Genomic DNA, 20,200 nt, shown 5'->3' on the forward strand with positions numbered 1-20,200 from the left:
GTAGACGACCGGTCAGTTTTGTTTTAAGGTGCTTCGCATTATGAAGAAACCCAACCTGGAAATGCGCCAACACCTCATCGACGTCGCCAAGTCGCTGATGACCCACAAGGGCTATACCGCCGTGGGCCTGGCTGAAGTAGTAAGCGCGGCGGGCGTGCCCAAGGGCTCGTTTTACTATTACTTCAAATCGAAGGAAGAGTTCGGCGCCGCGTTGCTCGATGAGTACTTCTCCGAGTACCTGGGCCGCGTCGACACCGTCATGACGCGATCAGGCAGCGGCGTCGAAAAACTGCTGGCCTACTTCGACTACTGGATCGAGACCCAGGGCACCGATCACCCGGAAGGCAAATGCCTGGTGGTCAAACTGGGCCCGGAAGTCTGCGACCTGTCCGAGGACATGCGCAGGGTGCTGGAGACCGGCACCGCGAAGATCATCAAGCGCATCACCGCCTGCGTGGACATGGGCGTGGCAGACGGCAGTCTGCACATCGAAGAGGGCAGCGAAGCCTTCGCCGAAACCCTGTACCAACTGTGGCTGGGCGCTTCCCTTCTGGTGAAGGTCAACAAGTCCACCGCATCCTTCGACACGGCCATGAGCCTGACCCAACGCCTGCTCCGGTAGCAGGCGCTTTTTTTGAAAGATTTGTAGACGACCGGTCAAATATGAGAGTAATTATCGATGACTGACATCGGCAACAACACCGACTTGTTTTCCCCCGTGCACATGGGCGCCATCAAAATGGCCAACCGCATCGTCATGGCACCCGTCACCCGCAGCCGCTACGAAGAAGACGGCGTGCCCGGTGAACTGCACGCCACCTATTACGCCCAGCGCGCCACCGCCGGGATGATCGTTGCCGAAGCCACCAACATCTCGGCCCAGGGACGCGGCTATGCGGCGACGCCCGGGATCTGGAACGAAGCGCAGGTCGCCGGCTGGCGCACCGTCACCGACGCCGTGCACGCGGCCGGCGGCAAGATCGTCAGCCAGCTCTGGCATGTCGGCCGATTCTCCAGCGTGGACCTGCAACCCAACGGCGAAGCCCCGGTCGCGCCGTCCGCCATTCAGGCCGAGGGCAACACCTACACGGTCGACGGCTTCGTCCCGGTGTCGATGCCCCGCGCGCTGGAGACCGACGAGATCCCCGGCATCATCGAGCAGTACAAACACGCTGCCGAGAACGCCAAGCGCGCAGGCTTTGACGGTGTTGAGGTTCACTCGGCGAACAGCTACCTGCTTGACCAGTTCCTGCGCGATTCCACCAACCAGCGCACCGACCGATACGGCGGCTCCATTGAAAACCGCGCCCGGCTGACACTGGAAGTCACCCAGGCCATCGTCGACATCTGGGGCAACGACCGCGTGGGCATTCGCCTGTCGCCGGTGACGCCCGACGCGGGCAACACGCCGCCGGACAGCAACGTCATGGCGTTGCACGGTTACCTGATTCAGCAGTTGAACCGCTTCAATCTGGCGTACCTGCACTTTGTCGAAGGCGCGACCGCCACCTCCCGTGAAGTGCCGGAAGGCGTCGACATGGACGCGCTGAGTGCCCAGTTCAACGGCCCGTTCATTGGCAACAATAACTACGACCTGGACATGGCCGTCGAGCGCCGCTCCCAGGGCAAGATCGACGCCGTCGCGTTCGGTCGCCTGTTCATCTCCAACCCGGACCTTGTCGCGCGTCTGCGCCACGGCGCCGAACTGACCATCGCCCCGCGCGAAAGCTATTACGGCGGCGGCGCCAAGGGCTACACCGACTGGCCGCTGGGCACTTACTAACAGCGCTGGCAACCGCACCGCTTTCAAGTACCGCATTCAATAACGGCTAAACGGCTAGGCTTTCCCAGGAAAGCCGACGCTGCCCGCACGCCTTGAATTTGAGGAAACAAGAACATGAATTATCTGGAAAAGAAAACCGCCATCGTCACCGGCGCTTCATCAGGCATCGGCGCTGCAACGGCCAGCGCATTGGCGGCTCAAGGGGTCAACGTCGTAGCGGCTGCACTGGATGAGCAAGGCCTCGCAGCCCTTGTCAGTGAACTCCGCGCGGCTGGGTTTGAGGCATCCAGCTTCGTCACCGACGTGACCGACGCTGAACAGACCCGCGCCCTGGCTCAGTTCGCCAAGAACACCTATGGCTCGGTCGACATCCTCGTCAACAACGCCGGCCTGATGCTGTTCTCCAACTGGGTCGATCTCGTGACACAGGACTGGAACGCCATGATCGACGTCAACATCAAGGGCTACCTGAACACCATCGCCGCCGCCCTGCCCTTCATGCTCGAACAGAAGTCCGGGCAGATCCTCAACATGAATTCGGTGGCCGGCCACCAGGTCGGCCCCGGCGCCGGCGTCTACAGCGCGACCAAATTCTTCGTCCAGGCCATGACCGAATCCATGCGCAAAGAACTGGGCGTGCAGCACGGTATCCGCGTCAACACCGTCAGCCCGGGCGTCATCAACACCGGCTGGGCAGACAAAGTCACCGACCCCGCTGGCCGCAAAGCCGCCCAGGCGCTCAATGAAATTGCCATCGCACCGGAAGACATCAGCCGCGCCGTGATCTACGCGCTGAATCAGCCGGCCAACGTCACCGTCAACGACCTGATCATTTCACCCACCCGACAGGACTGGTGATGGCGCGGCTGTTGGTCATTGAAGCTATCGCTTATCTAACTCAAACCCTGGAGTCATAAACATGAGCAAGAACATCAAAGCCGTTGCCACCCACGACTACAACGCCGTCATCACCATCGCCAGCCGCTACGTTGAAGGGCTGCGCGAAGGCAGTGTTGCGACGATCAAGCAGGCCTTTCATGAAGAGGCGGTGATGTACGGTTTCACCAACGGCGAACTGCTGGGTGGGCCGATCAGCAACCTGTATGACTTTGTCGAGAGCAACGGCAAGGCGGCGGACATCACGACGCGTCTGGACGTGTTGGCGATTACGCCGACCACGGCAGTGGTGCGGGTGGATATGGAGAAGGATGCGATCGGCGCGGATTACAACGACTACCTGACGTTGATCAAGATCAATGGGGACTGGAAGGTGATTGCCAAGGTTTACCACCAGTTTGAGGGGTAGGTTTTACAGCGGTTTTGTTATGGACGCAGGTCTTGGGGCTTTGGCTTCGGGGCTTGCGGGACGGGTTAGTGCAGCTTGTTAGTTCGCGTTTGGTTTTAAGCGCTGCAGTGTTAATTATTTGGGAGACAGTAGAGATGGTTTTAGTTGAGTACAACGCGGGTTTGCCGTGCAGTGCGGATGAGGCGTGGAAGGTGCTGCGGGCGTTTGGCGGGATCGCGGATTGGCATCCGGCGATTGTGAAGAGTGGTATTGAGGGTGAGTCTGGGGATTTGCGGGTGGGTGCGATCAGGCGGCTGGCGCTTGCGGACGGTGCGGTGTTGCGGGAGCGGTTGATCGAGCTTGATGATGGGGGTCGGGAGTTGGCTTATGTGTTTGAGGAATCTCCGTTGCCGGTGGATGGGTATCGGGCACAGGTTCGGGTGGATGAGGTTGCGGGCTTGGTGGAGCAGTGTGTTGTGCGCTGGAGCGCGCGGTTTGAGGTGCGGGAGGCTGGCACTGAAGAGGCGTTCGAGGAGTTGGTCAGGGGGTTGATTGTGCAGGGGCATGAGGGTTTGGAGGGGGTTGTTCGGGGTTGATGGTGGGGGTCTGCGAGTGAATTGGGGGCCGGCGGGGGGTGTCAGGAATGTTGTGTTCGGGCATAACATGAGTAAGGCAACCGGGACTGTCAGATTTTTTGTGTGCAGGCCGTTACGGCCTGCCGTTAGGCAGGCCGCTGTTTTTTACCAGGTCGGCCTGATAAATCGATCTCCGTACAGAATCGCAAATTGATTCATCGCACTTTTCCAGTCATGGGCTGCAGAGCCCCAGTTTGCAGTGATATTGCGCAGCCCAAGCCAGATCAGTTTGGTTGCCGCATCGTCGGTCGGGAAGTGGCCGCGAGTCTTAATGATCTTTCGTAGCTGAGCGTTGATGCTCTCGATGGCGTTGGTGGTATAGATCACCTTTCGGATCGCTGGCGGGAAAACGAAAAATGGAATGACGCGATCCCACGCACGCCGCCATGAAGCTACTACCGTTGGATATTGCTTGCCCCATGGCCCGGCTTCGAACGCATCCAGCGCCTGTTCGGCCGCTTCGGCGGTGACCGCCTGGTAGATCGGCTTGAGCGCCTTGGCCAGTTCGCGACGCTTATCCCACGCCACGTAATCAAGGCTGTTACGGATCAGATGAACAATACAGGTTTGCAGTGTCGTGGCTGGAAAGACCGCGCCAAGAGCTTCCGGCATGCCCTTGAGTCCATCAGTAACGGCGATCAGTACATCTTCAACGCCACGTGTTTTGAGGTCGTTGAAAACCTTCATCCAGAACTTCGCGCCTTCGGTATTTTCGATCCAGATGCCGAGAATATCCCGTGTGCCGTCAGGTAGAACACCCAGCGCCAAGTAGATCGCTTTGTTGCGAACCAGTCCTTCTTCGCGGATTTTGACCCGCAGGGCGTCGAAGAAAATAACCGGATACATCGGCTCCAGAGGCCGCTGTTGCCACGCACCGATCTCTGCCATGACCTCGTCGGTGACAGAGCTGATGAAGTCAGGCGAAACGTCCGTACCGTACTGCTCGGAGAGGAATGCACGGATTTCCCTGACCGTCATTCCTCGGGCGTACATCGCGATGATCTTGTCGTCGAAACCGGTGTAACGGCGCTCGTGCTTGGGGATCAGAATGGGCGAAAAACTGCCGTCCCGGTCACGGGGGATGTCCAGCCGGATCGGGCCATCCCCCGTTAAAACCGTCTTGCCGCTTTTGCCATTACGCTGGTTTGTTTCATCCTCTGGGCGCTGCGCGCCCGGCGGATAGCCCAGGTGATGACCGAGCTCAGCATTGAGGGCTCGCTCGATTAGCGCCTTCTTGAACGCCGCGGAGGCGTCTTCGATGGCTTCAGCGGTCATCAATCCGCCGCCGAACTGCTCAAGCAGCTCTTTTGGGATTTTCGGTAGCTCGCGTAGCGCAGGTTTCTTTTTGGTTGGCATACATGCACCTCTTACTCATGTTATGCCCGAACACAAAATTTCTGACACCCCCAGGCAACCCGATGACCCATCGCCGAACATATTCAGCATCTGGCGCATCAGCTTCACGATGAGGCGCCGCTCACAGACGACTTCACAATCTGTAGGTTCTTCAGCATGAAATTCAATGACACTTATGTAAACCGTGAAGAAAGGTTTTCTCTGGGCATCGAGGAAACCTCAGGCCAGTTCTTTGCGTCATTCCCTGTATTCAACGGCCTGATCGAGTACGAGGAATATTACGCAATAGACCAACAGATGTCCGAACGCTTCCACCACGATCTCGCCTCAGCGCTTGAATTCGTCAACCGTTGCCGTCGGCGAGAGATGGACGAGTTGCTGATGCAAAAGCCAGGCTCGAAACGAGGCTTCGCTTGATAGCAATGCAGCGCACTCCCAAACGATCTTAGGTACCTCAGCATGAAATTCAGCCGGATCCACGTAAACCGAGAAGAAATGTTCTCCCTGGGAGTTGAAGAAACCTCAGGCCAATTCTACGTATCATTTCCAGTGAGCAGCGGCTTCGCGGACTACGAAGAATATTACGCAATTGACGCGCACATGTTCGAACGCTTCCAGCACGATCTCCCCTCGGCGCTTCAATTCGTCAACCGCTGCCGCCGGCGAGAGCTGGACGAATTATTAATGCAGAAGCCAGGTTCGAACCGAGGCAGCGCGATCTAGCAAACGCGGCCGCATGACAGGGAACGACGAATTGAAAAAAGCCATCGACTACATCGACGAAGCTATTGCGATCACCCGCCTGAGGGAGGCATCGTGCCCAGCGTTCCCCCTTATTCGAGCTCACTGATCCAACTCGACTTCATCAGAAACATTTTGCTGGGCACCGAAAAAGACAAGAGCCGCCTGCACAAATTGACCATTGGCGCGTGGGCCGGGAAGGAGTTCGAGGAGACGGATCCGGAGTTTGCCCATGCACTCGGCATCGCCTACTACATCGGCATCCAGATCGGTCGCGGTTTAAAAATCAAGCTACCCGACGGCCAGCCCCTGGAAAGCCTTCACCGCCCATCTCCCCCATCTCAGGAGTGAATTGATTGACGTGCACCGACCTGCAGCATCTCTACAACAAAGCCTGGCTGTTCGCTTCTCACGCCCACGTCGGGCAGATGATGAAGGGGTCAGATCTGCCGTATACCACCCATGTCGCGATGGTCGCCAACGAGCTGATTTTCGCGGACAGGGAAAGTGACATCGGTGATCTGGCAATCGCGATGCCTGCCGCGCTGCTGCACGACGTGATCGAGGACACTGGAACGTCAGAAGAGGCATTGGCTGAAGTGTTCGGCGCCGCTGTCGCATCGACCGTCGCCTGCCTGAGCAAGAACCTGATCGTGCCGTTCTCGGATGAGCGCTATTTCCAGGCAATCGCCGCGCATTCCCGGGAAGCGGCAGCGATCAAGTTGTGCGACCGGATTACCAATCTTCAATCCGCGCCATCGACGTGGTCTTTGGAAAAGCGCGCGTCCTATCATGAGGAATCTGCGCAGATTCTGGCGGCGCTTGGGCATGCCAATGATTACCTGAATCGCCGGCTCACGGATGCCATGGCGCGGTACAAATCTTTGTACGTTGATGAGCAGCGCGAACATATCTGAAGTGTTCTTTGTGAGCAGGGTCTCAGTGGTGTTGCGTCCAGTGCGGATCTTCGATGCCACCTGATTCCCTGTAGGAGCGCGCTTGCCCGCGAAAGCGGTGTGTCAGGCTAGACATTCGTCACAGACAGATTGCGTTCGCGGGCAAGCGCGCTCCTACAATGGATTTTGGCAACGCACACAATTGTCGGCGCCCAGGCAATCCGAGCCGGCTTGCCTGCGAAAGCGGTGTGTCAGGGAAGGCATTCGTCACAGGCAGATTGCGTTCGCGGGCAAGCGCGCTCCTACATGGGATTTTGGCAGCGCACACCATCGTCGGCGTTCACGCAATCCGTAGGAGCCGGCTTGCCTGCGAAAGCGCGGTGTCAGGCAAGGCATTCGTCACAGGCAGATTGCGTTCGCGGGCAAGCGCGCTCCTACAGGGGATTTTGGCAACGCACACAATTGTCGGCGCTCAGGCAATCCGTAGGAGCCGGCTTGCTGGCGAAAGCGATGGTGCTGAAACGGACGTATCGACTGACACACCGCTTTCGTGAGCAAGGTGGAGCGCCACCCCGGTCAATCGCACAAGTAGCACTCGGCGCACCAAATTCTCTGGTGCCCGGTCTGAGCTGTGCGCCAGACGCAATCACGCTCACATACTCATCAAACAACTGCACCTGACCGCTCACCCTGCGCCATCCCCGATACGATTCCGCATCCCTGCTGTAGCGGGCAAAGGCTTCCGATTCCGGTCCGTCCGCGAACAGCGACGCCACGGCGGCGGCCTGGAAGAACCAGTAATTCTCGGCCAATTGCTCGGTGGCTTTGGCGCTTGCCAGATCGATCGCCCTGGACGACAGTTGCGACGCCAGCTCGCGCCCTGCCTGCCGGTCAGCCTCTGCAAGAGATTGCCAGCCAATCCGTTCCGCGTTGTTCACGTAAGCCAGGTAGCGGCGGTGCAACGCTGCGTCCTCTTTCCAGTGCAGCGGCCAGCCGGGTAAAGGCAACGAAAAAGGTGAAGGCTCCTGATAAACCGGCAGCCAGCTTAGGTTCTGCTCAACACGCGACAACGGTTCGTCCGTCGGCTCCTGACAGCGTCTCTCGCCGTCGGCAGAAGCTGAATCCGGTTCCGCACGCGGCACAACTTCCTCCACCCGCCCCTCGCGCCCCAGAACTGCCCTCGACCAGCCTCGCACTTCCATAACCCGCTCCCTCAGTAAATTCCGTCCACAAAGCCACGCTCAACCCAAGCCATCCACTCAAGCCACACCCCGGCAAACTACACCACCCCTGCCCCAAGGAAATCCATATCCCTCCAAAAAAACCCAGATTCCTCAACGCTCGCGGAAGAACCTTCTGCATCGATTTTCCTTAGTTGCCCAACTAGTTCAGATCAGTAGGTGAACCGATTCACCATTCCACCCTTTTCTTTACACCTGCCGAAGGGATCCAATAAAACCCTGCAGCCCTTGAACCATAAGGCCTGGAGCCATTTTCAGGCCCACCGCCAGAATCATAGTGGCCATAAAGCATCATTGCGGCCTGTATCAATTTTGAGAAAAACTTCGCGTCTGTAGGAACTTTCCCACACAATTAACTGCCTGAGCTGACACTGCTGGCTACTAGCTATCGGTGTTCGGCCACGTTTCATGCACCTAACCTTCGCAGCGAGTTTTCGGGATGACGTTGATCCGAATCAGCTTTTCGAGAAGGTGTGCCAGCCGGGCGACGCGATCTCTTCACTATGTCTCGCCGCATTCGCCGCATTGTTGAGAAAGGTTCAGGGACGAAGTACCCATGACTCAAACGTTTGACGTAGAAGCACTCATAAAGCTGCGCAGCCAGACCCGGGCTATTTCCGACGTGCTTAAAGCACAGGCGTCCGATTACCTGGCCACGCTGGCGCTGTTGATTCGTCCCCAGAATCTGTTCGGTGAGTACCTTCAGGGTGCCCAGCGCAGCAGTGGCCGGGAGACTCAGCATCACTTCAAGGAACTCAAAGAGCTGTGCGACAGGATTGGTTCGGCGTCTCCGTTCCAGTTGGTCAATGAGATGGAAGTGCCACTGAACCTGATCAGCACCACGCCCGAACTGTTCCCGCTGGAATACGACAAGGTCTTGGCCGACAGCGGTCAGACCATCCGCATCACCAGCCCGACGCGCTGGGTGATCGGGTTCAACTCCTTTGACCTGGCGCGCTTTCGCAGCGTCATCAAAGACCCCAACCGCAGCAGCGCCGAGTTGTACCGCTTCGTCGTGCACTACCTGGTGCTGTTTTACTGCGTGAGCAAATCACCGGGCCTGGGGCGTCTGTTCGACGGCCTGCGGTTTCCGGTGAGCTTCGAGCGACTGAAGGATTTTGGCGACCTGCCGTTCTGCGTGATCAGCTCCCCGGTGCGCTCGACGCTGCCGGACGACTCGGTCATTCGCAGCAGCACGCAGATTGCCGGCAACGCCAGTTTTGAAGAACTGGTGGGCCAGGACAGCATCATGGACATGAAAGATGAGATTCGTCAGCGGCTGCTGATGACGATCGAAGGACTGTAAAGCACTCGGCTCAACGTCGAGCCGACACGCAAATGACTTGCAGCGAGTTGCTCGCACAGGAGAACACGATGGCGAAGAAGGAAAGTACCCAGCACAAACTCGACCGCGTTCGCGCCCCTCGGGTTCACATCACTTACGACGTGGAAATTGGCGATGCTCAGGAAAAGAAAGAGCTGCCGTTCGTCGTAGGTGTCATGGGAGATTTCTCAGGCAACCCGCTGGAGCCGCTGCCCAAGCTCAAGGATCGCAAGTTCATCTTCATCGATCGCGACAACTTCAACGGCGTCCTCAAAGGCATCAAGCCGCGCCTGGCGTATCGCGTCGACAACACCCTGGCCAAGAACGGAACTCAGCTCGGTGTCGAGCTGAATTTCAACGCGCTTGAAGACTTCGAACCGCAGAACGTCGTGCGTCAGGTAGAGCCACTGCGCAAGCTGCTGGAAGTGCGCAACAAGCTGGCAGACCTGCGTAACAAGATGGGCGGCAACGACAAGCTTGAAGAGCTGTTGATGGACGTGCTGCAGAACACTGAAAAGCTTAAAACCCTGGGCAAGGAATTCGGCCGCGAAGCCGCCGTGCCAGCCACTGACAGCAAAGAGTAAGGAGGAGCCTGACGATGACCGATAAGCAAACCGCGACTCAGCAGGACGGCGCTTTGGTAGAAGTTGAAAACTTCGCCCCGCAATCCTCTTTGCTCGACAGCATCATTTCCGAAAGCCGCGTCGCGCGCTCCGAAACCGAGCGTACCCGCACTCGCGATCTGATCGGCGAACTTGTGGCGCAGGTCCTGGAAGGCGAAATGACGCCAAGCAAGGATCTGATTGCCGTGCTTGACGCGCGCATCGCTGAAATCGATGCGATGCTCTCCGAGCAAATGAACGAGATCATGCATGCCCGTGAATTCCAGCAACTGGAAGCGTCCTGGCGCGGCCTGAAATATCAGGTTGACCAGACAGAGACCAGCACCACGCTGAAGATTCACTTGCTCAACGCTTCAAAGAAAGATCTGGTTCGAGACCTCAAAGCCTCGTCCGAGTTTGACCAGAGCGCACTCTTCAAAAAGATCTACGAAGAAGAGTACGGGACCTTCGGTGGTGCGCCGTTCGGCATGTTGCTGGGTGACTACGAGTTCAACCGCAGCCCTGAGGACATGTACCTGCTGGAAGAGATCTCCCATGTTGCCGCTGCAGCCCATGCACCGTTCATTTCGGCAGCCTCGGCTGAACTGTTCGGCTGGGACTCATTCACTGACATGGCTGGTCCGCGCGATCTGGCGAAGATCTTCGACACTGTCGAGTACGCCAAATGGAAGTCTTTCCGTGCTTCCGAAGACTCCCGGTATGTAGGCCTGACTCTGCCGCACGTGCTGGGTCGCCTGCCTTACGGTCCGGATACCACGCCTGTCGAAGAATTCAACTTTGTCGAAAGCGTCGATGGCCGTGACCACAACAAATACCTGTGGATGAATGCTGCCTATGCCCTGGGCACCCGCGTAACCGACGCATTTTCCCGCTACGGCTGGTGTGTTGCGATTCGTGGTGTTGAAGGCGGTGGCCTGGTTGAAGGCTTGCCGACTCACACGTTCAAGACCGATGACGGCGAAATCGCGCTGAAATGCCCGACTGAAATTGCCATCACCGACCGTCGCGAGAAAGAGCTGTCGGACCTGGGGTTCATTCCGCTGGTGCACTGCAAAGGCACTGACTACGCGGCGTTCTTCGGCACCCAGTCAACCCAGAAGCAGAAGCAGTACAACACCGATATTGCAAACGCCAACGCCCGTCTCTCGGCGCAACTGCAATACATCTTCGCGACCTCGCGTATCGCTCACTACATGAAAGCGATCATGCGCGACAAGATCGGTAGCTTTGCCTCTCGCAAGGATGTCGAGTCTTTCCTAAATGAATGGCTGTCTGACTATGTCCTGCTTGATGACACCGCCAGCCAGGAAGCCAAAGCCAAGTTTCCTTTACGCGAAGCAAGCGTAGAAGTAGTCGAAGTACCCGGAAAACCAGGTGCTTATAAAGCCGTTGCGTTCCTGCGACCTCATTATCAGTTAGATGAGCTGACAGCCTCGCTACGTCTTGTGGCAGAACTGCCACAGTCAACGCGCAGCTGACCCTATTCATTAGCCAGGGAGGCATAGCTGAATGAGTCGTTCCCCTCAGTTAGTACCAACGTTACTTGATCGCTTGCTTGATGATGCACCTCATCAAACAAGCGAGGCGGTTTCCAAGCGGCTGTGCTCATTGGGTGAGTACAAGGCTAGTTTGATCCGGGATCTCGAAATATTGGTCAATACACGCCAATGCCTCGTCGCATCAAGACTTGAGGACTATCCAGAGTTGGCGGGAACAATACTCGAATATGGCATGCCAGACTTTACCAGCAAGGGAGTGCTGAATCCTGAAGACAGGCGTCAGATTCAGGCTCAGTTGGAGCGAGCCATCACCGTTGGCGATCAGCGCTTTCGCGCTGTGAAGGTACAGTTGCTGAATCAGCAAGCTGGTCATCGCATGCTTACTTTTAGGGTTGACGCAGTGCTGCATCTTCAAGATGCGACTCGTCAGGTTTCATTCGACGCGGTGTTGCAAGTCAATACCCAGGAATACAAAGTGCAGAACCTCAATTGATTCTCGACGATCTGCTGCCCTATTACGAGAAGGAACTCTCGCACCTGCGCTTTCTGGGGCAGGAGTTTGCGCGCGAGTACCCAAAGATTGCCTCACGATTGCTAATCGAGGGTGATAACTGTGAAGATCCGCATGCTGAACGCTTGATTGAAGGCTTTTCTTTTCTGGCTGCTCGTATACACAAAAAACTTGATGACGAGTTTCCAGAGATCGTCGAGGCTTTTTTGGAAGTGCTTTATCCACACTATTTACGGCCTACACCGGCACTGTCCATTGCAGAGTTCAGCAGTGGAACGACCTCTACGCTGACGACCTGCTACACCATCGAGCGGCATACAGAAATCAGCTCAAAGAACGTTGAGGGCGTGTCGTGCAAGTTCAGAACATGCTATCCGGTCGATCTTTGGCCTATCGCAGTGCGCGACGCTTCGTTCATTGAATTAGAGCGCTCGGCCTTTAACGGTCACAGCGCTGACCTCGTGGCGTGCCTGAAAATCGGCCTCACCGCCACTACTCACCTTCACTTCGGCCAACTGAGTGTCGATACCTTGCGCTTTTTCCTGGATGGAGAAAGCACGCTGATGCTGCAGCTTTACGAGTTGCTGTTCAACAACTTGGCCAAAGCCACCGTGAGCTTTACAGAGCAGGGAAAACGCCGGGAAATCGGCTTGCCACAGGGGGCGTTGAAAGCAGTTGGCTTCGAGCGCGATGAAGGCTTGGTGGATTACTCGGAACGCTCATTCCTCGGCTACAGGTTGCTGCACGACTACTTCACGTTTCCGGACAAATTCATGTTCGTCGATATCGGGGGCTTACAGCGCTCTCTGGCCGGAAAAGACCTTAAGGATATCGAGATCAACTTCTATTTTGCTCATTACGAAATGGGAGATCGACTTGCACGTCTCGCGCAGAACCTGGGACGTAATAATTTCAAACTCGGCTGCACTCCGATCATCAATCTGTTCAAGCAACAAGCCGAGCCAATCAAGCTTACCCATACACGCCACGAGTACCAGGTTACGCCGGACGTTCGTCTGCAAGGGCATGCGGAGGTGGTGTCCATTGACAGAGTACAGCGGGTCAAGAAGATCGCCGGTATCGATACAGTCAGCGAGTGCAATCCCTTTTTTGAACCTCGTGGCGACCTCGGCCCTAATGCTTGTTACTGGATTGGTCGTAGACGACCGTCCAGACATAGCAAACAGGGCGGCACAGAAATGGTGATCCGCGTTGTAGACCGAGAACTCGATCTGATTGATGCGGGCAGCGACTCCTTGAGCATTTCCCTAACTTGCAGCAACCGGGACTTACCGCAACTGCTCAGTTACGGAGGCAGCCAGAGCGACTTCATATTTGAAAATGATGGTGTGGTCGACGGTATCCGCCTACTGCGCAAACCTACGGTGACAGCGCGCGTCCCTCTGGGCGATGGCTTGATATGGCGGCTGATTTCTCACTTGTCCCTGAATCACATGTCGCTGGTGTCGCAGGGCAAGGAAGTGCTTCAGGAAATGCTGAGCCTCTACAATTATCGACGCGGACTGGCAGTTAGAAAACAGATCAGCGGAATCTTGTCGATCAAGAGTGAGGCTGTGGTGGTGCGTATCGGTCACCCCCGTCCCAACTTCGTGCGTGGGGTAGGCATTACTCTAGAGCTCGACGAAAGCCAATACATCGGCAGCGGCGTATTCCTGTTCGGCAAAGTCCTTGATCACTTTTTCGGTCAGTACTGCACCGTCAACAGTTTTACCCAACTTACCCTTCGTACCCGCCAGCGGGAAAAGAGAATTGTGCAATGGCCACCCAGAACGGGCGATCAACCTCTGGTCTGATCGATCAGGCACGCGCAGAGCCGTACCGGTTTGAGTTTTTCCAGCTGGTCAGGTTGTTGCGCCTGCATTACAGCAGAGCAGGACGCATTGATCCGGAAGCGCGCCCCCATGAGGACCCGCTACGTTTCCGTACCCAGCTCTCGCTGAATTTTCCGGTAAGCGAAGTCAGCGATCTCAAATTTGAACGCTTCGAGGATTCGACTGCTGCCAAACAGGCATTGACCGAAGTACAGGTCACGTTCATGGGATTGATAGGGCCCTCAGGAGTATTGCCCCGTCCCTACACTGAAATGCTCCTGAACCGGCATATTCAGCAGCGGGACGATGGTGCCCATGCATTTCTGGACGTGTTCTCGCATCGCATGATCGCTCTCTTCTATCAGTCCTGGCAGAAGTACAAGTTTCACATCGACCATGAGCGCAAAGGCTCATCGGATTTTGAGCGCTACATGCTCAATCTGGTGGGCTTTGGCAAGCAAAGTCAAAAGAGAAAATTTGGCGCGAGCGCCTCACCTGTTCGACAGGAGTTATTCACTTATTTCTCGGGTTTGTTCACACAGCGACCTCGCAATCCACACAACCTGGAAGTGATGTTGAGCTTCTACTTTGGACAGCCCTTCTCACTGCGCCCCTTTGCCGGACGCTGGCTGAAACTTGAACCGGAGCAGTGCTCGCAACTGGGACGTGCCAATGCAACTCTCGGTGAAAGCGCGGTAGCTGGCAATCGCGTATGGGACTACCAATCCTGCGTGCGTATCGACATTGGTCCCTTGGACCTCGCTGAATATAAGCGTTTTCAACCAGGTAATGACGACTATAGAAAGCTGGTTGATGTGGTGCGTTTCTACCTCGGTCCCACCCTTGACTTTGAACTTGCTCCGCAGCTCAAGCCTGAGGCGATCCCTTTGGCGCGTCTAGGCCGCAACACAAACACAGCGCTGGGCTGGCTTGGCTGGCTGAAACGGCCTGGCGAGAAAGTAAATCCGTCACGTTGCGCTGTTTTCCGTATTCCTTTTGATGGGGTCGCCCTGTGAACCTTAAGTCACTCTTTGCCAAGCTCAATGACACTTGCCGCAACGCAACCGAAAGCGCTGCTGCGCTGTGCCTCGCGGAACGTCACTACGAAGTCGATATCGAGCATGTATTGCTGCAGCTTCTCGAAGGCGACGATAACGACCTGCTGCCGATCTTGCGTCATTACGATGTAGTGATGGAGCGTTTGCAGTCGCAGTTGGCGAGTGCAATGAGTGACTTCAAGACCGGAAACACACGCACCCCCGCCCTGTCCCCGCACATAACCCAACTGATCGAGCGAGCTTGGGTACTGGCTTCGATCGAATATGGCCAAAGCCTTATCCGAAGCGGCTTTTTGCTACAGGCCTTGCTCGACGACAAGGAACTGCGCCGGGTCATAGCCGCTTCAGCTCCAGAATTGGAAAAGATCAATGTCGACGATCTGAAAGCCAATCTCGAGGACTTCATTTCAGCCAGTAACGAGTCACAGCAAAGCGCTTCTTTGCCAGCGGGAAGTGATATTCCTCGACCGGCAAGCAAGGGCAACGGCAAGACTCCAGCTCTGGATCAATACACTGTGGACCTGACCCGCAGCGCGCGGGAAGGACGTATCGATCCGGTACTGGGACGCGAATTCGAAGTGCGCCAGATGGTTGATATCCTCACCCGTCGGCGGCAGAACAATCCGATTTTGACGGGAGAAGCCGGTGTCGGTAAAACCGCGGTAGTTGAGGGCCTGGCATTACGTATTGCTCTGGGCGATGTGCCGACGCCACTCAAGGATGTCGCTATTCACACGCTTGATCTGGGCCTGCTGCAGGCAGGAGCAGGGATCAAGGGCGAGTTTGAGAACCGTCTCAAATCAGTGATCGAAGAAACAAAGCGCAGCGTACATCCAATCATTCTTTTTATCGATGAAGCCCATACGCTGATTGGCTCAGGTGGCCAAGCAGGACAGAACGATGCGGCCAACCTCCTCAAACCAGCATTGGCACGCGGCGAACTGCGAACTATTGCCGCCACTACGTGGGCCGAGTACAAAAAATATTTCGAGAAGGATGCTGCCCTCGCCCGTCGCTTTCAAGTCGTAAAAGTAGAGGAGCCGGAAGAAGATCAGGCAATCTACATGTTGCGTGGCCTCTTGGAAAAAATGCAGGAGCACCATCGGGTAGCCGTGATGGACGAAGCGCTCGTCATGGCTGTCCGCCTGTCCAATCGTTACATCACGGGCAGGCAATTGCCGGACAAGGCTGTCAGCGTACTGGATACCGCCTGCGCGCGGGTCGCGCTGGGCCAGACCTCACAGCCCGGCATGCTCGAAGATTGCCGGCGCATGATTGACAACCTGCGCACTGAAATATCTCTGCTGGAAAAGGAACAGATCAAAGGCAGCGACCATCAGCGCCGACTTGCTCAACTCAGTGCAGAACTGACCGACGCAGAGAAACGCGAACAGGAACTGGTCACACAGTGGCAACGCGAATTGGAACTGGTCAAACAGTTGCACGAACTTAGCGACCAGACCACAGGGCAGGACAACCGCGCCGATCTGGCCGACCTCCGGGCCGAGCTTGCAAAAGTTCAGGGTGAGCAGCCTTTGGTGCATGCGCTGGTAGACGGGGCCACCATTGGTGAAGTGATCTCCGGCTGGACAGGTATACCACTTGGCAAAATGCTGCGCGACGAGATTGATACCGTCCAGCGCTTACCTGCACTGCTGGCCGAACGCGTTCTTGGTCAGGACCATGCTCTGCATGAAATAGGCAAACGCATCAAGATTTCCCGTGCGCGCATGGAAGACCCCAATAAGCCAATCGGCGTATTTCTATTGCTTGGCCCAAGCGGTGTTGGCAAAACGGAAACCGCACTGGCATTGGCCGATACGCTGTACGGCGGTGAACGCAATGTCATCACGATCAATATGTCCGAGTATCAGGAAGCACATACTGTCTCCAGTCTCAAGGGCTCACCACCGGGCTATGTCGGATACGGCGAAGGCGGCGTACTGACTGAAGCTGTGCGTCGCAAACCCTACAGCGTCGTATTACTGGATGAAGTCGAAAAGGCCCATCCGGACGTGCTTGAACTGTTTTTCCAGGTATTCGACAAAGGCGTACTGGATGACGGCGAAGGACGCGAAATCAACTTCCGTAACACGGTGATCATCCTCACATCCAATGTTGGCACCGAACACATCATGCAAACGTGTCTCGGGGTCAGCGAACTGCCCGCACCTGCCCAGATCGTCGAAGACCTGCGCGACCAGCTCAACAACGTGTTCAAACCTGCATTTCTCGGACGCTTGAGTATTGTTCCGTATTACCCGGTACAGGATGCCGTGCTCGAGCGCATTGTCGGTCTTAAGCTCGCGCGTATCCGTGAGCGTTTCGAGCGAAATCATCAAGCCTCTTTAGAGTTCAGCCCAGAGCTGGTGCCCACGATCGCCGCGCGCTGCACAGAAGTCGACAGTGGAGCCCGGAACATCGACAACATTCTGTCCGGCACATTGATGCCTGAATTGGCAGAGCATGTGCTGGCGCGGATGGCAGAAGATAAACCCGTCAATAGCATGAGCATCGGCCTTGATGAGGCCGGAGGCTTTTCGTACACCGTGGCGTAGACGACAACCGGAATCCGGATGAGATTCAGCGTCGTCCGAATTGCCGGGCGTCGATGGGAAGTGTTTCAGGAGCAGCAAAATGGGCAGGTATTTGGGTGTTTTAATCATGTTGCTAGGGCTGACCGCCTGCGGCATCACTGACCGTGTAGGCAAACGAGTCGATGACACATGGGCAGGCGACATGCTGTTCAGCAGCGATGAAAAGATCGTTCTGACCGTGGACGGCGGTAACCAGTTGAACCCCAATACCTCCGGCATGCCTTTGTCCGTCGTGACCAGGGTTTATCAGTTGACCTCGCTGGACAAGTTCAACAGTGCGGACTCAAACACGCTGCTGGACCACCCAGAAAAGGTGCTCGGGAACACCGTGCTCGATACCCGCGAACTCGTGGTTTTGCCCGGGATGGGTCAGGTCCAGACCTGGCCACTGGCCAAGGAAGCACGGTACATCGCAGTAGCGGCATTCTTTCGTGATGACAGCGGCGGCCGCTGGAAAATGGCATTCAATGCCGACGCGTTTCGCAAGGACGGAATTCTGTTTTCATCCAAGGGCGGTCGCGTGCTTCTGGACGTGAACCGCATCAGTGCCGAGCGAGGGCAAGATGTGCTGCAGATGCCTGAAGAACAAATCATCGCGCCATTACAGCCAGCCCAGCCAGAGCGTACGGAGCCTGGGGTTATGGAGCGCATGCAGTCAAAGGCAGCTGAATCTGCCGAAGACGCTGCCAACAATTCTATTAAGAAGTCGCTGAGCAATACATTTGATTCAGCTCTGGAAGGTGCTAAATGAGTAAAAAGAGCCGTGTAATGTGGTCAGAGGGCATGTTCCTTCTGCCACAGCACTTCCAGTATCAGGATGAGTTCCACCAGAACCAGCTGGCTCAGGCGACGCTGCGCTCGTCACCATTTCATTGGGGCGTGCAGCTTCTGGAGGTGGATGAGCAAGCCTTGGTCAACGGAGTGCTGCAACTCAAGCGGCTACAGATGGTTTTCCCGGACGGCTCGCTTTTTGACGCACCGCAACACGACCCCCTGCCTGCTGCGCGCGATTTGAAAGATGTGCAGCACGGTTCGGAGCTGAAGGTGTATGCGGCGTTGAAATTGGCCGAACCGTACAGCGCCAATTACCTCGACGAAGGCGAAGAGCGCAAAGGTGCGCGTCGATACCGTAAAGCCTTTGATATGTTGCCTGATATCAACGAAGGCGAGCTGGAAAACGAAATCACCAGCCTGCGACTCAATGTGGTGCTGCTGATCGATGGTGATTCACTCGATGGCTACAGCTATTGCCCTCTGACCTTGTTACAGCGCAATAACATTAATGGATTTAGCCTGGATACTCAGTTCATTCATCCTGCCCTGCACATCGGGTCGCATGAGACGTTGCTGAAAATTGCCCAGCGCTTGCTCGCACTTCTGCAGAGCAAGAGCGAAACACTGTCTGGTCGCCGCCGGGAAAGAGCTGACCAGATCGCTGAATTCGGGTCTAGCGATGTCAGCCTGTTCTGGCTGTTATATACCGTCAATCGCGCGTATCCGGGTCTTGCTCACCTGCTTCAGCACCCGAGGCTGCATCCGGAGCAACTGTATCGCTTTCTGGCTGAGCTTGCGGGCAGTCTGCTGACTTTTTCCCTGAGTGCGCAGCTCAATGACATCCCTGCCTACGATCATCATGATCCCGCCGCTTCGATGATAAAGCTCGACAGGCTGGTTCGCGAACTGCTCAACAGTGTTGTGCCCAACCAATATATTCCGATCAGCCTCGAACAGACTCGTACGTCCTATTTTGTGGGCCGCCTGAACGATCCACGCTTGAGTGAGGCTGACTTTTACATTGCGGTTCATGCAGACATGCCAGGTGCTCAGGTTCTTGAACTGGTACCACGTGCCTTCAAGGTCGGCTCGCCGGAAGACATTGAAGTAGTGGTCAACACGGCAATGCCGGGGGCGTCGCTCAGTCACTGCGTGCGAACCCCAAATGCCATTCCCGTTCGTCTGGACAATCAATACTTCTCGATCGAACCCCATGGCCGGGTCTACGAACGCATGATGAAAGCTAACGCCATCGCGTTCTATGTACCCAGCGCATTTAAAAATCTCAAGCTTGAACTGATGGCGGTGCTCAAATGAATGATGCCGTGATGCAAGGCGGCGTTACTGCCCCAGCGCAAACACTGACACTCAAGGATATGGTCAAGGACTTCATGACCATGGCGCTGATGATCCGTCGCGGAAGCAAGGTACGCGACGTCTCCAGGCTGCGTGCCAGCGTAGACGAATTCTTTCCCGCGCTTGAGCGGGATGCGCGTCGCGCCAACTACAGCGTCGAACAGGTCAGGGATGCGCAATACGCGCTATGTGCGTTTCTGGATGAAAGCGTCCTGAATGCCGGACAGAGTGAAATACGCAATCAGATTGAAGTTAATCCACTGCAATTTCAGTATTTTGGTGTGCATTTGGCTGGTCAGGGTTTCTTCGAGAAACTCGAGACACTACGTACCGACGTGAAGCGCAACCTTGATGTCCTAGAGGTTTATCACCTGTGCCTGGCACTGGGCTTTGAAGGCAAATACAGCCTCGAGAAAAAAGATCAACTTCGTTACGTCGCCAATACCCTGGGGCAGGACATCGCTCGTTACCGAACCCCACGCAAGGCGCTTTCCCCTGATTGGGCACTGCCCGACCAAGTGTCTCAGATGTTCCGTTATGAAGTCCCCTTATGGCTCTACCTGGTACTCATCGCACTGATATGCGGTGCCGTTTACCTGACCCTGGACTGGCTTCTGGGCAAAGAGGTGGCAGCACTGGCCGAACAGGTCCGTCAGCTGTTCGGCGTTTAATTCAGTTACGGATCCGGT

20 protein-coding genes and 1 pseudogene are annotated in these 20,200 nt (G+C 56.1%); 19 read left to right on the forward strand and 2 right to left on the reverse strand.

What is annotated here, in order from left to right:
- The first annotated feature begins 40 nt into the window (after window positions 1-40).
- The 5 genes from OKW98_RS17575 to OKW98_RS17595 all read left to right on the forward strand — a co-directional run bounded on the left by OKW98_RS17575 (window position 41) and on the right by OKW98_RS17595 (window position 3,664).
- The gene (locus OKW98_RS17575; RefSeq protein WP_265385920.1) at window positions 41-622 is read left to right on the forward strand and encodes a TetR/AcrR family transcriptional regulator; all 582 of its coding nucleotides are present in this window, start codon (window positions 41-43) and stop codon (window positions 620-622) included.
- A 57-nt stretch (window positions 623-679) separates the two neighbouring features.
- Complete coding sequence (locus tag OKW98_RS17580) at window positions 680-1,783, forward strand: alkene reductase (RefSeq protein WP_265385921.1); 1,104 nt, start codon at window positions 680-682, stop codon at window positions 1,781-1,783.
- Window positions 1,784-1,897: 114 nt separating this feature from the next.
- Window positions 1,898-2,641: an SDR family oxidoreductase gene (locus OKW98_RS17585; RefSeq protein ID WP_265385922.1), complete on the forward strand. Its 744-nt coding sequence runs from the start codon at window positions 1,898-1,900 to the stop codon at window positions 2,639-2,641.
- A 61-nt stretch (window positions 2,642-2,702) separates the two neighbouring features.
- A complete protein-coding gene (locus OKW98_RS17590; RefSeq protein ID WP_265385923.1) occupies window positions 2,703-3,089 on the forward strand; it encodes a nuclear transport factor 2 family protein in 387 nt (128 codons plus the stop codon).
- 68 nt (window positions 3,090-3,157) lie between these two features.
- Complete coding sequence (locus tag OKW98_RS17595) at window positions 3,158-3,664, forward strand: SRPBCC family protein (RefSeq protein WP_265385924.1); 507 nt, start codon at window positions 3,158-3,160, stop codon at window positions 3,662-3,664.
- 144 nt (window positions 3,665-3,808) lie between these two features.
- On the opposite strand, the gene OKW98_RS17600 is transcribed toward OKW98_RS17595, so the two are convergent.
- Window positions 3,809-5,059 (reverse strand): IS256 family transposase, encoded by a 1,251-nt coding sequence (locus OKW98_RS17600; protein WP_265385925.1) that lies wholly within the window; start codon window positions 5,057-5,059, stop codon window positions 3,809-3,811.
- A gap of 156 nt (window positions 5,060-5,215) precedes the next feature.
- Here OKW98_RS17600 and OKW98_RS17605 point away from each other — a divergent pair, with 156 nt between their 5' ends.
- The 4 genes and pseudogenes from OKW98_RS17605 (at window position 5,216) to OKW98_RS17620 (ending at window position 6,717) form a co-directional block, all read left to right on the forward strand.
- Complete coding sequence (locus OKW98_RS17605; RefSeq protein WP_265385926.1) at window positions 5,216-5,476, forward strand: hypothetical protein; 261 nt, start codon at window positions 5,216-5,218, stop codon at window positions 5,474-5,476.
- Window positions 5,477-5,518: 42 nt separating this feature from the next.
- On the forward strand, window positions 5,519-5,782 hold the full coding sequence (locus OKW98_RS17610; RefSeq protein WP_265385927.1) for a hypothetical protein: 264 nt from the start codon (window positions 5,519-5,521) through the stop codon (window positions 5,780-5,782).
- Between the two features lie 13 nt (window positions 5,783-5,795).
- Window positions 5,796-6,151, forward strand: a pseudogene (locus OKW98_RS17615) (immunity protein Tsi6 family protein).
- A 5-nt stretch (window positions 6,152-6,156) separates the two neighbouring features.
- The gene (locus OKW98_RS17620; protein ID WP_265385928.1) at window positions 6,157-6,717 is read left to right on the forward strand and encodes an HD domain-containing protein; all 561 of its coding nucleotides are present in this window, start codon (window positions 6,157-6,159) and stop codon (window positions 6,715-6,717) included.
- A 413-nt stretch (window positions 6,718-7,130) separates the two neighbouring features.
- On the opposite strand, the gene OKW98_RS17625 is transcribed toward OKW98_RS17620, so the two are convergent.
- Window positions 7,131-7,898 carry a hypothetical protein gene (locus tag OKW98_RS17625; RefSeq protein ID WP_265385929.1) on the reverse strand — a complete coding sequence of 256 codons (768 nt, stop codon included), beginning with the start codon at window positions 7,896-7,898 and terminating at the stop codon, window positions 7,131-7,133.
- Between the two features lie 595 nt (window positions 7,899-8,493).
- Here OKW98_RS17625 and OKW98_RS17630 point away from each other — a divergent pair.
- The 10 genes from OKW98_RS17630 (at window position 8,494) to icmH (ending at window position 20,182) form a co-directional block, all read left to right on the forward strand.
- Window positions 8,494-9,243, forward strand: coding sequence for a hypothetical protein (locus OKW98_RS17630; protein ID WP_265385930.1), 750 nt, complete (start codon window positions 8,494-8,496; stop codon window positions 9,241-9,243).
- Between the two features lie 68 nt (window positions 9,244-9,311).
- Window positions 9,312-9,845, forward strand: a complete 534-nt coding sequence (gene tssB / locus OKW98_RS17635; protein ID WP_055010619.1) for a type VI secretion system contractile sheath small subunit — start codon at window positions 9,312-9,314, stop codon at window positions 9,843-9,845.
- A 14-nt stretch (window positions 9,846-9,859) separates the two neighbouring features.
- The gene (tssC, locus tag OKW98_RS17640; RefSeq protein WP_265385931.1) at window positions 9,860-11,362 is read left to right on the forward strand and encodes a type VI secretion system contractile sheath large subunit; all 1,503 of its coding nucleotides are present in this window, start codon (window positions 9,860-9,862) and stop codon (window positions 11,360-11,362) included.
- Between the two features lie 31 nt (window positions 11,363-11,393).
- Complete coding sequence (gene tssE, locus OKW98_RS17645; RefSeq protein WP_265385932.1) at window positions 11,394-11,876, forward strand: type VI secretion system baseplate subunit TssE; 483 nt, start codon at window positions 11,394-11,396, stop codon at window positions 11,874-11,876.
- On the forward strand, window positions 11,876-13,708 hold the full coding sequence (gene tssF / locus OKW98_RS17650) for a type VI secretion system baseplate subunit TssF (RefSeq protein ID WP_265389763.1): 1,833 nt from the start codon (window positions 11,876-11,878) through the stop codon (window positions 13,706-13,708). Before tssE ends, tssF begins: the two co-directional genes overlap by 1 nt.
- A complete protein-coding gene (tssG, locus tag OKW98_RS17655) occupies window positions 13,672-14,742 on the forward strand; it encodes a type VI secretion system baseplate subunit TssG (RefSeq protein WP_265385933.1) in 1,071 nt (356 codons plus the stop codon). The genes tssF and tssG overlap by 37 nt, the downstream gene beginning before the upstream one ends.
- Entirely contained in the window at window positions 14,739-17,342 is a 2,604-nt protein-coding gene (tssH, locus tag OKW98_RS17660) for a type VI secretion system ATPase TssH (RefSeq protein WP_265385934.1), read from the forward strand. Before tssG ends, tssH begins: the two co-directional genes overlap by 4 nt.
- Window positions 17,343-17,421: 79 nt before the next feature.
- On the forward strand, window positions 17,422-18,132 hold the full coding sequence (gene tssJ / locus OKW98_RS17665) for a type VI secretion system lipoprotein TssJ (RefSeq protein ID WP_265385935.1): 711 nt from the start codon (window positions 17,422-17,424) through the stop codon (window positions 18,130-18,132).
- Complete coding sequence (gene tssK, locus OKW98_RS17670) at window positions 18,129-19,472, forward strand: type VI secretion system baseplate subunit TssK (protein WP_265385936.1); 1,344 nt, start codon at window positions 18,129-18,131, stop codon at window positions 19,470-19,472. Before tssJ ends, tssK begins: the two co-directional genes overlap by 4 nt.
- Window positions 19,469-20,182 (forward strand): type IVB secretion system protein IcmH/DotU, encoded by a 714-nt coding sequence (icmH, locus tag OKW98_RS17675; protein ID WP_265385937.1) that lies wholly within the window; start codon window positions 19,469-19,471, stop codon window positions 20,180-20,182. Before tssK ends, icmH begins: the two co-directional genes overlap by 4 nt.
- Window positions 20,183-20,200: the final 18 nt, after the last annotated feature.

Origin of the sequence: Pseudomonas sp. KU26590 (assembly GCF_026153515.1) — a bacterium.
GTDB lineage: Bacteria > Pseudomonadota > Gammaproteobacteria > Pseudomonadales > Pseudomonadaceae > Aquipseudomonas.